General features: G+C 71.5%; 9 protein-coding genes, 1 tRNA gene and 1 pseudogene. 4 read left to right on the top strand and 7 right to left on the bottom strand.

Annotated features, from left to right (window positions below; translation table 11 throughout):
• From ACFW9D_RS17435 to ACFW9D_RS17415, 5 genes and pseudogenes are all read right to left on the bottom strand, one after another.
• Window positions 1–1599, bottom strand: a complete 1599-nt coding sequence (locus tag ACFW9D_RS17435) for a restriction endonuclease fold toxin-2 domain-containing protein (RefSeq protein ID WP_384622893.1) — start codon at window positions 1597–1599, stop codon at window positions 1–3.
• Between the two features lie 160 nt (window positions 1600–1759).
• Window positions 1760–2224, bottom strand: a pseudogene (locus ACFW9D_RS17430) (mobilization protein); the annotation flags it as partial.
• 378 nt (window positions 2225–2602) lie between these two features.
• Window positions 2603–2676: transfer RNA gene (locus ACFW9D_RS17425), tRNA-Thr, on the bottom strand.
• A gap of 75 nt (window positions 2677–2751) precedes the next feature.
• Complete coding sequence (locus ACFW9D_RS17420; protein WP_384622891.1) at window positions 2752–4329, bottom strand: alpha/beta hydrolase; 1578 nt, start codon at window positions 4327–4329, stop codon at window positions 2752–2754.
• A gap of 199 nt (window positions 4330–4528) precedes the next feature.
• Window positions 4529–5734 (bottom strand): DNA polymerase III subunit delta', encoded by a 1206-nt coding sequence (locus ACFW9D_RS17415; RefSeq protein ID WP_188338238.1) that lies wholly within the window; start codon window positions 5732–5734, stop codon window positions 4529–4531.
• A 116-nt stretch (window positions 5735–5850) separates the two neighbouring features.
• Here ACFW9D_RS17415 and ACFW9D_RS17410 point away from each other — a divergent pair, with 116 nt between their 5' ends.
• Window positions 5851–6321 carry a GNAT family N-acetyltransferase gene (locus tag ACFW9D_RS17410; RefSeq protein WP_384622889.1) on the top strand — a complete coding sequence of 157 codons (471 nt, stop codon included), beginning with the start codon at window positions 5851–5853 and terminating at the stop codon, window positions 6319–6321.
• Between the two features lie 26 nt (window positions 6322–6347).
• Here ACFW9D_RS17410 and tmk read toward each other — a convergent pair whose 3' ends face one another.
• Together tmk and topA are read right to left on the bottom strand one after the other, a co-directional pair.
• A complete protein-coding gene (tmk, locus tag ACFW9D_RS17405) occupies window positions 6348–9470 on the bottom strand; it encodes a dTMP kinase (RefSeq protein WP_384622887.1) in 3123 nt (1040 codons plus the stop codon).
• A gap of 133 nt (window positions 9471–9603) precedes the next feature.
• Window positions 9604–12426 carry a type I DNA topoisomerase gene (gene topA / locus ACFW9D_RS17400; RefSeq protein ID WP_188338235.1) on the bottom strand — a complete coding sequence of 941 codons (2823 nt, stop codon included), beginning with the start codon at window positions 12424–12426 and terminating at the stop codon, window positions 9604–9606.
• Window positions 12427–12861: 435 nt separating this feature from the next.
• Here topA and ACFW9D_RS17395 point away from each other — a divergent pair, with 435 nt between their 5' ends.
• The 3 genes from ACFW9D_RS17395 (at window position 12862) to ACFW9D_RS17385 (ending at window position 14215) form a co-directional block, all read left to right on the top strand.
• The gene (locus ACFW9D_RS17395) at window positions 12862–13302 is read left to right on the top strand and encodes a TM2 domain-containing protein (protein WP_188338234.1); all 441 of its coding nucleotides are present in this window, start codon (window positions 12862–12864) and stop codon (window positions 13300–13302) included.
• Complete coding sequence (locus tag ACFW9D_RS17390) at window positions 13286–13693, top strand: DUF2752 domain-containing protein (protein WP_384622885.1); 408 nt, start codon at window positions 13286–13288, stop codon at window positions 13691–13693. Before ACFW9D_RS17395 ends, ACFW9D_RS17390 begins: the two co-directional genes overlap by 17 nt.
• A gap of 225 nt (window positions 13694–13918) precedes the next feature.
• A complete protein-coding gene (locus ACFW9D_RS17385) occupies window positions 13919–14215 on the top strand; it encodes a TM2 domain-containing protein (RefSeq protein WP_384622883.1) in 297 nt (98 codons plus the stop codon).
• The last annotated feature ends 48 nt before the right edge of the window (window positions 14216–14263 follow it).

The following is a 14263-nucleotide window of genomic DNA, read 5'->3' as shown; positions in this document are numbered from 1 at the left end:
CTACTGGACGTACTGCGAGGTTCCCTTGACGCCTTGCTGCGCCATGAGGGTCTGCCAGTACGCCACTGCGTCCTTGTCGTTGGTGATGATCGCCAGCCCACGGATTTCCTTGTGCGCGGTCATGGCGTCGCGGTACTCGCCGAGCTCACCCTCGTCCAGCCCCTTGAAGAAGGCCCCCTTGTTCCACTTCTTCTTGCCGTCGGCGTTGTACTTGTCCTCCAGCTGGTCGAACGTCTCCGGCTTGCGCCAGCAGTCCTTGCCGTCGTCCTTCACGTACTTGGAGTCGATCATGTAGCCGTCCGCAGGACGCATGCCGTCGGCGGCCTTGAAGGGACGCTTCGACGTCGACAGGAGAGGGATCTTGCGCTCGGGATAGCCGGCGGTACGCAGCTGGTAGGCGTTCTCAGGAGTCGTCGGCTTCTTCGCGTTGCTGCCCAAGCCCAGCGGCTTGAGGTTGTTGACGAAGGCGACGAACTTCTTGCGCTCGGCCACGCTCAGCAGACGGGTCGTTCCCGGGACTGGGGGCACAGGGTCCTTGTGGGGAATGTTCGGGTCTGGGTCGACATACCCAGCGGGCATGACACCCGTCGTACCGCCTCGATAGGAAGCGATGAGGACCGGCACTGGCACCGGAACTGGCACCGGCATGAGCGGAAGTCCGGGGAGCCCTGGTCGTTCGCCCCTCCCTGGCGGCAGTTTCACCCGCGCTTCGGAGCTGTCGAGAGCGTGCGCGACGTTACCGAGTCTGCGGATCCAGGGGTCGTTGAGGACCGCGTCCTTCAGGCCGCCGTCGTATCCGTTGCCGCCGAACATCGGAGAGTCCCAGGGCATGTCCATGCGGAAGAGATCCAGTTCGTGCTGCTGGATCTTCACCTTGGCGTCTTCGACGTGGTCGGCGTAGCGGTCACACGCCTTCGCCAGCTGGTTGCAGGCAGCGACCAGATTCGCGACCAGGGTCTCCTCCGGGTGTGCGTTGTCCGGGGGCGCCGCGAAGCCCACGAAGCCGGCGAAGTACTTACGGAACGACTCCGCAGCCTCGCCCTTATGCGCCTTGTCCGCAGTGTGTGCGCACGCCTGGGCGTCCTCCAGGAAGCGCAACATCAACTTCCCACCGCGGCGCCACGACTCGGCTACGTCTCGAAGCTTCTCGGGTGAGCCCCGGAACCTACTGCTCATACCGCCGGGCGCGTACTGGTCGTACCACGCCGTGTCGCCGACGACTCCTTGCAGCTCCTGGCCGCGCCCGAGGAAGTTCTCCTCACAGTCCTCGTACGGGTCGCCCATGCTGTCGGTCATGTCGACCTGCTGGCCTAGGATCTGCGACGCAATATGACTCTCTGTCGCCATGAACTCGCGTGCTGTGTGCATCAGCCCCCGCCCGGTCTCACTCATGACCAGGGCGCTGAAGCCCATCTTGTCAAGGGCAGTGGATGCTGCGGACTGGTACACCTTCGCAAACTCGTGCCCGGCCTCGTCGTCCCCCGCCATTCCCTTCTGCCGGTCCAGCTCATGGAAGAGCGCGATGGCGGTGTCCCGAGCACCTGGCATCACCGTCTTCACCATGGCCATGGCCGCGCCGATCATGTTCTTGGTGATCATGCCTAGATCAGCAGGCATGCCCATCAGTTTCGCCTCCCCGTTGATGACACCCGCGCACGCACGCAGCACAACCGTTCTACCTCAGACGGGTTTTGCTTAAGCAAGTGGTCTCATGTGAGAGGCCGCGCACTATTGGGCAGGTTCTGTACCCGCCGGCCCGCTACCGACGCGGCCGCTTGGCCGGATCCGGACCCGCACCCTGGGGGATCGGCTGGATCGGCGGCTGTGGTGCCCCCGCCCGGCTCCAGGCCACGGTGGTGCGTCGGCGGGCGGCTTCGGCGAAGGGGTTCGGGGCAGCGTTTCGGCCTGTGTGCTGGATGCGTGCGATGAGGACCCGGGCCGGTCGGCGTGCCGTGTCCAGCTCTCGCTGTGCGGCAGCTTCCTTGATGAGTTGGTGGGGCTTGTGGCCGAGGGCTTCGGCGTCGGCGAGGAGAGTGGCGAGGGCAGGCCAGGCGTCGTCGGCGAGGATTCGATCGGCGTGACCGGGGACCGCGGCTCGAACGTCGCGAGCAAGGACCCGACGGCTCTCCTCTCGTGGGCTGCGAGCCTTGAGGTCAGCGAGCACCGGAGTGGCGGCCTTGTCCGCAGCCGCTTGGAGGTGTCGCTGCGCCCGGGCGGCAGCCTCCTGGCCGACACGTCGCTCCGCAATGGCATGCACAGAACCCCGGTCTCGCAGTACTTCCCGCCCGACTCGTTCTGTCGCCACGCTAACGGCAAGTTGCGGACGGTCAATGGGGCGAACGCCAAGCTCGCGTTCTGGGCTGCGGCCAACACCACCTTGGCGACGGCAATGGACGCACCATTCGCACGGCGTCGTCAACGAGTCTGACCGCGCACGCCTCAACACCGGTGGTCGGGACCTCGCCCGTCTCCCTGTGGGTAGCCAACTCCGGCGGACCGGAAGAGGCCGCAGCGGCAAGAGCGCTCACGCGAGCACGGCGTGCCATGCCTTGAGCAACAGAAAACCCCAGGCCGGATGCATCCGACCTGGGGTTCTGAGCTGAGCCGCCTTCGGGATTCGAACCCGAGACCTACGCATTACGAGTGCGTTGCTCTGGCCATCTGAGCTAAGGCGGCGCCGCCGCGCGCACCGGAGTGCGTCAGCAACGTCGCCAATCCTACACGGTCCCCGGGGGTGCTCCGCGCACCCTTTTAGCAGCGCTTTCCGTCCTTCGGCGGGGTGCCGGTCAGGAGGTAGTGGTCGATCGCTCCGTCGATGCAGGTGCTGCCGCGGCCGTACGCGGTGTGGCCGTCGCCGTCGTAGGTGAGGAGGCGGCCGGAGGAGAGCTGGGAGGCGAGGGACTTGGCCCAGGGGTAGGGGGTCGCGGGGTCACGGGTGGTGCCGACCACGACGATCGGGGCGGCGCCCTTCGCGGTGATGCGCTGCGGGGCGCCGGTGGGCTGCACCGGCCAGTACGCGCAGTTCAGCGACGCCCAGGCGAGGCCCGCGCCGAACACCGGGGAGGCCTTCTCGAAGTCGGGCAGGGACTTCTCCACCTCGGTGGGGGAGGTGAACGCCGGAGGCGCGTCCAGGCAGTTCACGGCGGCGTTCGCGAACATCAGGTTCGTGTACGAGCCGTCCGGGTCGCGCTCGTAGTAGCTGTCGGAGAGGGCGAGCAGGCCAGCGCCGTCCTTCTTGTCGAGGGCCGCGGTGAGCGCTTCGCGCAGCTGGGGCCAGGCGCCCTCGTCGTACATCGCGGCGATCACGCCCGTCGTCGCGAGGGACTCGCCGAGCTTGCGTCCGTCGGGGTCGCCCGCGGCCAGCGGCTTCGCGTCGAGGTCCGTGAAGAACTTCTTCAGGCGCTCGCCGGCCTGCGCCGGGGTGCCCTTGCCGAGCGGGCAGTCGGAGCGTTCGACGCAGTCCTTCGCGAAGGACTGGAACGCGGTCTCGAAGCCGGCGGTCTGCTGCATGTTCAGCTCGCGCGCCGACAGCGACGGGTCCATCGCGCCGTCGAGGACCAGGCGGCCCACCCGCTCCGGGTACAGGCCCGCGTAGGTCGCGCCGAGGAACGTGCCGTAGGAGGCGCCCACGTAGTTCAGCTTCTCGTCGCCGACGGCCGCCCGCACGAGGTCCATGTCGCGGGCCGCCTCGACGGTCGACACGTGCGGCAGCACGTCCCGCGAGGTCCGGTCGTGCGTCGCGCAGCCCTGCGCGAAGTCCTGGAACGACTTGCTCAGATCCGTCCGCTCGGCCGCGTCGTCCGGCGTGATGTCGGTCTGCGTGTACCGGTCCATGGCGCGCCCGGAAAGGCAGGTCACCGGCTCGCTGCGGGCGACGCCGCGCGGGTCGACGGCGACCATGTCGTAGCGGGCCCGGATCCGCTCGGGGTAGCCGATGCCCGCGTACGACTGGAGGTAGCCGACGGCCGAGCCGCCCGGGCCGCCCGGGTTGACCAGGAGGGAGCCGAGGCGCTTGCCGGGGCCGGTGGCCTTCTTCCGGGAGACGGCGAGGTCGATGTCCCCGGCGCCCGGCTTGTCGTAGTCGAGCGGCGCCTTGAGCGTGGCGCACTCGAAGCCCGGGGCACCGCACTCGCGCCACTTCAGGGTCTGGTCGTAGTACCTGGTCAGGTTCTGCGGCGTGGACCGGGGCAGGGCGGTGAGCGAGGCGTCGGCGGAGTCCGCGGGCTGCGGCGAACAGGCCGCGATGCCCGTCAGCAGCAGGCCCGTGGCGGCGGCCAGGAGGGCGGATCGTCGACGGCGGGCGGGTCGGGTCAGGCGCCTGGAGTGCATCGGGCGAGCGTAACGCTCCGCGCGCCGACCGTCACTTTACGTACCCGGCGGTCCATGCGCGGGCCCGCTTGATTTCGGCCGCGGCTCCGGTGGGGGTTGGTCGCGCAGTTCCCCGCGCCCCTGAAATGCAGACCCTTCGGGTCGCATTTCCCCGATGAGGCGCGGCCGCCCACCGGCCCCGAGCCCCCACCCAGCAAACTCAACCCGCGCGCAGAGCCATCGTCATCGCCTCCACCGCCAGCAGCGGAGCGACATTGCGGTCAAGAGCCTCGCGGCACGCGGCGATCGCCTCGATGCGGCGCAGGGTCGACTCGGGCGAGGTCTCTCTGGCGAGGCGCTCCAGGGTGTCCTGGACGTCCACGTTCGCCAGCGCCACCCGCGAGCCGAGCTGCAGCGCGAGCACGTCGCGGTACACGCCGGTCAGCTCGGTGAGGGCCAGGTCCAGACTGTCCCGCTGCGAACGCGTACGGCGGCGCTTCTGCTTGTCCTCCAGGTCCTTCATCACGCCGGCCGTGCCGCGCGGCATGCGTCCGCCGCTCTGCGCGCCGAGCGCCGCCTTCAGCTCCTCGGTCTCCTTCGCGTCGACCTCCTCGGCGAGCTGCTTGGAGTCCTCGGCCGCCGCGTCGACCAGCTCCTGCGCCGCCTTGAGGCAGCCGCCCACGTCGGCGACGCGCAGCGGCACCTTCAGGACGGCGGCCCTGCGCTCCCGCGCGCGCGGGTCCGTGGCCAGGCGCCGGGCGCGGTCGATGTGGCCCTGGGTGGCGCGCGCGACGGTGGCGGCGACCTCGGGCTCGATGCCGTCACGCCGTACGAGCATGTCGGCGACGGCGTCGACCGCCGGGGTCGACAGGGTGAGCAGGCGGCAGCGGGAGCGGATCGTGGGCAGCACGTCCTCCACCGAGGGCGCGCACAGCAGCCAGACCGTACGGGGGGCGGGCTCCTCGACGGCCTTCAGCACCGCGTTCGCCGACTTCTCGTTCAGCCGCTCGGCGTCCTCGACGAGGATCACCTGCCAGCGGCCGCCGGCCGGCGACGTGTACGACTTGCGGACCGTGTCGCGCATGTCGTCGGCGAGGATCTGCGTGCCGACCGCGGCCACCGTCGAGACATCCGCGTGCGTGCCGAGCAGTGCCGTGTGGCAGCCGTCGCAGAAACCGCAGCCCGGCGCCCCGCCCAGCGCACGGTCGGGGCTGACGCACTGCAGCGCCGCGGCGAACGCGCGCGCGGCCGTGACCCGCCCCGCGCCCGGCGGCCCCGTGAACAGCCACGCGTGGGTCATCTTCGACGCGGCGGGCGGCTCGGTGCCCTGCGCCGCCGCCGTGACCAGGGCGTCCGCGTCCCGCGCTGCCGCGTCCAGCGTCCCCGCCACGCGCTCCTGACCGACCAGGTCGTCCCACACGGTCATGCGCCACCGCCCTTTCCTCGCACTCCCGCCATTGTGCCGGGCGCGACTGACAGCCCCCGAACGACGGCCCCCGAATTCCGGCTGACAACCCAGCCCCGGCGGGATTGGATACGGCGATGAGCGATCCACGTACCGGCCTGCGCGTCGAGGCCCTCGATTCCACCAGTGGCGACGCGGCACTCGCCGACTGGCGCCACGTGCACAACACCGTCGTGCCCGTCGCCTCGGCCCTGCTCTCCCCCGAGGACGTCCGCGACCGCGCGGGGCGCAACCTCATGGAGGTCGCCTACGCCGCCGACGGCACTCTCGTCGGCTGTACGACCGTGCGGCCGCCCCGCGACGGAGGCGCCGCCATGGTCATCTCGCGCGTGCTCCCCGAGCACCGCGGCCAGGGCATCGGCACCGTGCTGTACGAGCGGGCGCTCGCCGCCGCCCGCGCGCGGGGCGCCGAAACGATCGAGACCTGTGTGCTGACGTCGAACACCTCGGGCCTGCGGTTCGCCGAGCGGACCGGGTTCACGGTCGAGGTCGACCGGTACCGGCTGGACGGCGACACCGTGGACTGGGTGGAGCTCAGGCTGGCCTGAGCCCCACCGTCACCGGAGAAGCGGACTCAGCGACGGCGGCGCCGCCCGCGCTCGTCCTCGGGCTCGTCGTCCAGCCCGCCGAGCAGCTCGTCCGCGAGGGACGGCAGGTCGTCCAGCGGCGTCTCCTCCGCCCAGTCCGGGCGGGGGCGGCGCGGCCGGCCCTGCTCGTCGACCTGCGGGAGTTCGGCCGTGCGCTCGTTCGCCCGCTCCGGCGCGGCGGGCCGCTCGTCACGGAAGTAGCCCGGCGGGACCCGGTCGGAGGTCTCCTGGACCTGCGGCAGCACGGCCGTCTCGTCGGCGTCGGGGCGCGGCAGCTGCGCCGTCTCCTCGGCCTCCCGCACGGGCGGCTTCGGCATGACCGTGGTCTCCTCGGCGTCCGATCCGGCCGTCTCGGGCCGCACGATCGGCGTCGGGACGGTCGTCTCGTTGTCCGGAACGTCCGGCGCGGAAGGCGCGGAAGGCGCGGCAGGCGTCTGAGGGGCGGCCGGGGCGGCCTTGGGGCCGGACTCCGGAAGCTCGACCTTGCGCAGGTTCGTCGTCGGCGTGTGCGCACTGCGCTGGGCCGCCTGCGCGGCCTGCGCGGCGAGCCGGCGGGCCTCCTCCGCGCGCAGCAGCGCCTCCTCGGCCTTGCGCTGCTTCTCCAGGCGGCGCTCCTCGGCCTCGGCCCGCAGCCGCGCCTCCTCCTCGGCCTCCTTGCGGCGCCGCTCCTCCTCGGCCTTGCGCGCCTTCTCCTCGGCGAGCAGACGGGCCTGCTCCTCCTCGGCCTTGCGGCGGGCCTCCTCGGCGCGCTGCCGGGCCTCCTCCGCCTGGCGCTCGGCCTCGACGCGCTGCGCCTCCTCCAGCTCGCGGCGCTGACGCTCCTCCTCCTCGGCGCGCAGCTTGGCGAGCTGCTCCTGGCGCTCGCGCTCCAGGCGCTCCTCCTCGGCCTTGCGCGCGGCCTCTTCCTCGGCCTTGCGCCGCGCCTCTTCCTCGGCGGCCTTGCGGGCCTCTTCCTGGGCCTTGATCTCGGCCTCGGAGAGGGGCAGCAGCTGGTCGAGGCGGTGCCGGATGACGGTGGTGACGCCTTCGGGCTCCTGGCCCGCGTCGACCACCAGGTAGCGCCCGGGGTCGGCGGCGGCCAGCGTGAGGAAGCCGGAGCGCACGCGCGCGTGGAACTCCATCGGCTCCGACTCGAGCCGGTCCGGCGCCTCGGTGAACCGCTCGCGCGCGGCCTCGGGGTCGACGTCGAGCAGCACGGTCAGGTGCGGGACGAGTCCACTGGTGGCCCAGCGGTTGATCCGGGCGACCTCCACGGGCGACAGGTCGCGGCCCGCGCCCTGGTAGGCGACGGACGAGTCGATGTAGCGGTCGGAGATGACGACGGCGCCGCGCTCCAGGGCGGGCCGTACGACGGTGTCGACGTGCTCGGCGCGGTCGGCCGCGTACAGGAGGGCCTCGGCGCGGTGGGACAGGCCGGCGCTGGAGACGTCGAGCAGGATCGAGCGCAGCCGCTTGCCGACGGGGGTCGCTCCGGGCTCGCGCGTGACGACGACCTCGTGGCCCTTGGCGCGGATCCACTCGGCGAGCGCCTCGGCCTGGGTGGACTTGCCGGCGCCGTCGCCGCCCTCCAGGGCGATGAAGAAGCCGGTCGCGGCGGGGGCCTGCGCCGGATCGTTCCCCCCGAGGAGGGCGTCGCGCAGGTCGTGGCGGAGCGGGACGCCGCTGCGGTCGTCGGTCTTGGCGAGGACGAGCGCGGCGACGGGCAGCAGCAGCGCGCCGACCAGCATCAGTGTGAACGCGGCGCCGCCGTGCGCGAAGACGAACTTGCCGTTCTCCAGGCGGTGCGGGCCGATGAGCGCGGCGAGGACCGGGGCGAGCAGCACGCCGAGCGCGACGGAGACCCGTACGACGGCCTGGAGGTGCTCGGTGGTGCGGGACCGGCGGTACTCCTCGGTCTCCTGGTCGAGCAGGGTGTGGCCGGTGTTGGCCGCGACGCCCGCGGTGACGCCGGCGAGGGCGACGACGAGGAGGACGGTGGTGACGTCGGGGATGAGGCCGGCGGCGAGCAGGGCGATCCCGGTCAGCGCGATGACGAGGGCGAGCAGCCGGCGCCGGGACAGCGCCGGGAGCACGGCGGGCGCGGTGCGGATGCCGACGGCGGTGCCGCCGGTCAGGCCGAGCACGAGCAGCCCGAAGGTGACGGGGCCGCCGCCCAGGTCCTTGGCGTGCAGCACGGAGACAGCGACGGCGGCGGAGATCGCTCCGGCGATCGCGGCGCAGGCGAGGACGAGCAGCGGGATCGCGCCGGTGCGGCCCTTGTCGACGCCGGCCGCGGTCTTGGGCCGGCGCAGGCCCTCGAGCGGCGAGCGGGCGCGCGGGGTCTGGGTGTCCGGCAGCTCGAGGAAGAAGACGACGGACAGGGAGGCGGCGAACAGGCCCGCGCCCACGTAGGAGGAGAGCGCGGCCTGGTGCAGCGAGAACCAGTCGACGCCGGCGCCGATCAGGTTCTGCACGAGCGAGACGAGGACGAGGGCGGCGGCCGCGAGCGGCACGGCGAGGAACGTGGTGCGCAGCGAGAGGCGGCGCAGGGCGTCCAGGTGGTCGGGCAGCGGCCGGATCGCGGCGCCCTCCGGGGGCGGCGCGGGCAACAGCGCGGGCGCCGCGCTCTCCTTGGCGACGGTCCAGAACCGCTCGGCGACGCCCGAGACGAAGGCCGTCACGAGGAGCAGCGCCAGGGCGTTGTCCGGCGTCCAGTCGATCCACAGGGGGGCGACGATCAGCAGGGCGGCGCGCAGTCCGTCGGCGCCGACCATGGTCCAGCGCCGGTCGAGCGGGCCGCCGGGCGTGGTCAGCGCGGTGAGGGGGCCGAGCAGCACGGCGCCGAACAGCAGCGTCGACAGGATCCGCGCCCCGAACACGGTGGCGACGGCGAAGGCCACGCCCCGGTAGCCGCCGCCGAAGGACTCCTGGGCGATGGCCGCCTGCAGGGCGAGCACCACGAGCACGAGCAGCCCGAGTACGTCACCGACCCCGCCGACGAGCTGGGCGGACCACAGCCGCTTCAGCTGCGGTACGCGGAGCAGAGCGCGCACGGCACGCTCTCGGGAATCCGCCACCAGGGCGTCGTCGGGGGCCGTGTGGGGGGCCGTTGGCTGCTCGGCACGGGTCATTCGTCCAGCCTATCGGGACGCGCCGACAGCCATGGCCCCTGCCCGAACAAATGCCCGGGAGCAGGAAGGACGCCGCCGGGAACGCGAAAAGGGGCGCCCTGAGGGCGCCCCTTTCCACTGTCGCGGACCCGTCCTACTCGGCGGGCGCCGTCTTCTTGGCCGCGGTCTTCTTCGCCGCGGTCGTCTTCTTGGCGGTGGTGGTCTTCTTGGCCGCCGTCTTCTTCGCCGCCGTCTTCTTGGCGGCGGTCTTCTTGGCCGGAGCCTTCTTGGCGGCCTTCTTGGCCGTCTTCTTGGCGGGGCCCTTGGCACGCTTCTCGGCGAGCAGCTCGTAGCCGCGCTCCGGCGTGATGTCCTCGACGGAGTCGGCCGAGCGCAGTGTCGCGTTGGTCTCACCGTCGGTGACGTACGGGCCGAAGCGGCCGTCCTTCACGACGACGGGCTTGCCGCTGACCGGGTCCTCGCCGAGCTCCTTGAGCGGGGGCTTGGCGGCGGCGCGGCCGCGCTGCTTGGGCTGGGCGTAGATCGCCAGGGCCTCTTCGAGCGTGATGCCGAAGATCTGGTCCTCGGTCTCCAGGGAGCGCGAGTCCGTGCCCTTCTTCAGGTACGGCCCGTACCGCCCGTTCTGCGCGGTGATCTCGACGCCCTCGGCGTCGGTGCCGACGACGCGGGGCAGCGACATCAGCTTGAGCGCCTCGTCGAGGGTGACCGTGTCGATGGACATCGACTTGAAGAGGGAGGCGGTGCGCGGCTTGACCGCGTTCTTCCCCGTCTTCGGGGTGCCCTCGGGGAGCACCTCGGTGACGTAGGGGCCGTAGCGGCCGTCCCGGGCGATGATCTGGTTGCCGGAGACGGGGTCCGCGCCGAGCTCGAAGTCGCCGCTCGGCTTGGCGAGCAGCTCCTCCGCGTACTCGACGGAGAGCTCGTCGGGCGCGAGGTCGTCGGAGACGTCGGCCTTCTGGTAACCCTCCTGGTCGCGCTCGCCGCGCTCGATGTACGGGCCGTAGCGGCCGACGCGCAGCACGATCCCGTTGCCCACGGGGAAGGACGAGACCTCTCGGGCGTCGATGGCGCCCAGGTCCGTCACGAGCTCCTTGAGGCCGCCGAGGTGGTCGCCGTCCCCGTTGCCCGCGGAGGACGCGGAGCCGGAGTCGTCGCCCTCGCCGAAGTAGAAGCGCTTGAGCCACGGCACGGACTGGGCCTCGCCCCGCGCGATGCGGTCGAGGTCGTCCTCCATGCGGGCGGTGAAGTCGTAGTCGACGAGCCGGCCGAAGTGCTTCTCCAGCAGGTTGACCACGGCGAAGGACAGGAAGGACGGGACGAGCGCCGTGCCCTTCTTGAACACGTAGCCGCGGTCGAGGATCGTGCCGATGATCGACGCGTACGTCGACGGGCGGCCGATCTCGCGCTCTTCCAGCTCCTTGACCAGCGAGGCCTCGGTGTAGCGGGCCGGCGGCTTGGTCGCGTGGCCGTCGACCGTGAGCTCCTCGGCGGACAGCGCGTCGCCCTCGGCGACCTGCGGCAGGCGCCGCTCGCGGTCGTCCAGCTCCGCGTTCGGGTCGTCGGCGCCCTCGACGTAGGCCTTGAGGAAGCCGTGGAAGGTGATGGTCTTGCCGGAGGCGCTGAACTCGGCGTCGCGGCCGTCGGCGGAGGTGCCGGCGATCTTGACCGTGACGCTGTTGCCGACCGCGTCCTTCATCTGGGAGGCGACGGTCCGCTTCCAGATCAGCTCGTACAGCTTGAACTGGTCGCCGGTCAGACCGGTCTCGGCGGGCGTGCGGAAGCGGTCGCCCGACGGACGGATCGCCTCGTGCGCCTCCTGCGCGTTCTTGACCTTGCCCGCGTAGGTGCGCGGCTTGTCCGGCAGGTAGTCGGCCCCGTACAGCTGCGTGACCTGGGCGCGGGCCGCGGACACCGCCGTGTCGGACAGCGTCGTGGAGTCCGTACGCATGTAGGTGATGAAGCCGTTCTCGTACAGCTTCTGGGCGACCTGCATGGTCGCCTTGGCGCCGAAGCCCAGCTTGCGCGAGGCCTCCTGCTGCATCGTCGTCGTACGGAACGGCGCGTACGGCGAGCGGCGGTACGGCTTCGACTCGACGGAGCGGACCGCGAACGACGTGTTCTCCAGGGCGGCGGCGAGCGCTCGCGCGTTCGCCTCGTCCAGGTGCAGCGTGTTCGCCGAGCCGGCCTTGAGCTGTCCGAGGGAGTCGAAGTCGCGGCCCTGGGCGATGCGCTTGCCGTCGACCGCGCTCAGGCGGGCGACCAGCGACGACGGGTCGGACGGGTCACCGGCCCGGCCGGTCGCGAAGGTGCCGGTCAGGTCCCAGTACTCGGCGGAGCGGAAGGCGATGCGCTCGCGCTCCCGCTCGACGACGAGACGGGTGGCCACGGACTGGACGCGGCCCGCCGACAGGCGCGGCATGACCTTCTTCCACAGGACCGGCGAGACCTCGTAGCCGTAGAGGCGGTCGAGGATGCGGCGGGTCTCCTGGGCGTCGACCATGCGCTTGTTCAGCTCGCGCGGGTTGGCGACTGCGGAGCGGATCGCGTCCTTGGTGATCTCGTGGAAGACCATCCGGTGGACGGGAACCTTGGGCTTCAGGACCTCCAGGAGGTGCCACGCGATGGCCTCGCCCTCGCGGTCCTCATCGGTGGCGAGGAAGAGCTCGTCGGAGTCCTTCAGCAGGTCCTTGAGCTTCTTGACCTGCGCCTTCTTGTCGCTGTTGACGACATAGACGGGCTGGAAGTCGTGCTCGACGTCGACGCCGAGGCGGCGGACCTCACCCGTGTACTTCTCGGGGACCTCCGCCGCGCCGTTGGGCAGGTCGCGGATGTGCCCGACGCTCGCTTCGACGACGTATCCAGGGCCGAGGTAGCCCTTGATCGTCTTCGCCTTGGCGGGCGACTCGACGATGACGAGTCGGCGGCCGCCCTGTGCGGTCTCGCTGGTCGGGGACAACTTCGCTCTTCTCTCCGGTCGGCGGTTCGGGCCGTTCTGGTCGGTCGGGTCCGGTGTGCGGCGCACTGCTTCTGCGGCACTGCTGCGGAGTGTGACGGTACCTCCCGCCGGTGTGTCAAACGGGAAAAGCACGCAGCAGCCACTCGGAACGGTAACCCGACTCTTCTTGATCCTGCCCCCGGACCGGGGAGCGGACGCCCGGCCTCCGGGTGAGCGGAAGATCACTGTGCGTGCCACGTTTCTGTCACGAGCGTCCCTGTTGCGCTGTATTACGCCCCGGTCCGGCGCCCGTGCTCCACACCTTTATCTCCTCCTGACAGGATGGGGGGTGGCTGGGGGAGCCCGGGAGTCTGTCGACTGCGCCACGGGGGGCCTCCGGCTCGTCCCCGAAGGCCCGAAGGCCACGCAGGCCCATCCCGACCGCAGGAGCCCCTGATGTCCGACAGCAACCCGTACGGCCAGCAGCCCCCGCAGGACCCGAACAACCCGTACGGCTACCCGCAGCAGGGCGCGCAGCCCGGCTACGGCGCCGCCCAGGGCCAGCCCGGCTACGGCTACCCGTACCCCGGCTCCGCCCCGGCCGGCGGCTACGCCCAGCCGCAGCCCGGCGTCCCGGCCGCCTACGACCCGAACGCGCCGTTCGGCTACGACCCCTACGGCCGTCCGTACTCGGACAAGTCGAAGATCATCGCCGGTGTGCTCCAGCTCTTCCTGGGCTCCCTGGGTGTCGGCCGCTTCTACATCGGCAACGTCGGCATCGGCCTCGCCCAGCTCTTCACCTGCGGCGGCTTCGGCATCTGGGCCCTCATCGACGGCATCATCCTGCTGACCAGCAGCAACACCACGGACTCCAACGGCCGTGTCCTCCGCGGCTGACCGCCTGCCGCCGGCCCTGCGGCACCCGGCGGCGGCACCCATCGGGGTCTTCGCCGCCGGTCTCGCGGGCTCGTTCTACCTGTACGGCACCAACCCGCACGAGCCGGGGCACTGGCTGCCGGGCTGCCCGTTCCGGGCCGTCACCGGGCTGCTGTGCCCCGCGTGCGGTGGGACCCGCATGACGTACGACCTGATGCACGGCGAGTTCGCCGCCGCCTGGCACGACAACAGCGCCCTGCTGCTCGCCGCCCCGTTCGCCCTCGCGCTGCTCGGCCGCTGGGCCTGGGAAGGGCTGCGCGGGCGCCGCTGGCGGCCCGGCATCGGTGTGCGCGCCCAGGTGGCGATTCTCGCCACGGCCGTCGTGTGGACCGTGCTGCGCAACCTGATCTGACGCCGCGTCACATGATGCGGCGCCGGGTCCGGAAACCTCCCGCAGGTCACAAACCCGCCACGAAATCAGGCCTGTGGCCCGAACCTCACGCAAGTGCCCTTATTTTGGGGCCATCTGAGGCTCGCGCAGCCTGTGTCACAGTCCCCACCTGCGCATTCCGCCTCGGCCATCCGCTCGGGCACGCGGCCACGAACCGCGCGCCTTTCGCTGTCCAAGGAGCCTTACGTGTCTCACCCCGCCCAGCCCGGCCAGCCCGGCCAGCCCGGCCAGGACCCCAACGCCCCCTTCGGCTACGACCCGCAGGGCCGTCCTTACTCGGACAAGTCGAAGATCGTGGCCGGCGTGCTGCAGCTCTTCCTGGGCGGCTTCGGCATCGGCCGCTTCTACGTCGGCAACACCGGCGTGGGCATCGCCCAGCTGCTGACCTGCGGTGGCCTCGGCTTCTGGGCCCTGATCGACGCGATCCTGTTCTTCACGAGCAACGACCGCACCGACAGCCAGGGCCGCGTGCTGCGCGGCTGACGCTCCGCCCGCACCACGTACGAGGACGCCCGCCCCGGTACCGACCGG

The sequence above is a fragment of the Streptomyces sp. NPDC059524 genome, from assembly GCF_042749255.1.
Lineage (GTDB): Bacteria > Actinomycetota > Actinomycetes > Streptomycetales > Streptomycetaceae > Streptomyces > Streptomyces xanthii.
The sequence above is the reverse complement of the archived record's forward strand: the minus strand, read 5'-3'. Positions and strand labels throughout refer to the sequence as shown.

Coding starts and splice junctions, on each gene's coding strand:
- ACFW9D_RS17415 (WP_188338238.1), bottom strand. CDS start 5,734: ATGACCGTGTGGGACGACCTGGTCGGTCAGGAGCGCGTGGCGGGGACG.
- ACFW9D_RS17395 (WP_188338234.1), top strand. CDS start 12,862: ATGTCCGACAGCAACCCGTACGGCCAGCAGCCCCCGCAGGACCCGAAC.
- ACFW9D_RS17420 (WP_384622891.1), bottom strand. CDS start 4,329: ATGCACTCCAGGCGCCTGACCCGACCCGCCCGCCGTCGACGATCCGCC.
- ACFW9D_RS17410 (WP_384622889.1), top strand. CDS start 5,851: ATGAGCGATCCACGTACCGGCCTGCGCGTCGAGGCCCTCGATTCCACC.
- ACFW9D_RS17435 (WP_384622893.1), bottom strand. CDS start 1,599: ATGATCACCAAGAACATGATCGGCGCGGCCATGGCCATGGTGAAGACG.
- tmk (WP_384622887.1), bottom strand. CDS start 9,470: ATGACCCGTGCCGAGCAGCCAACGGCCCCCCACACGGCCCCCGACGAC.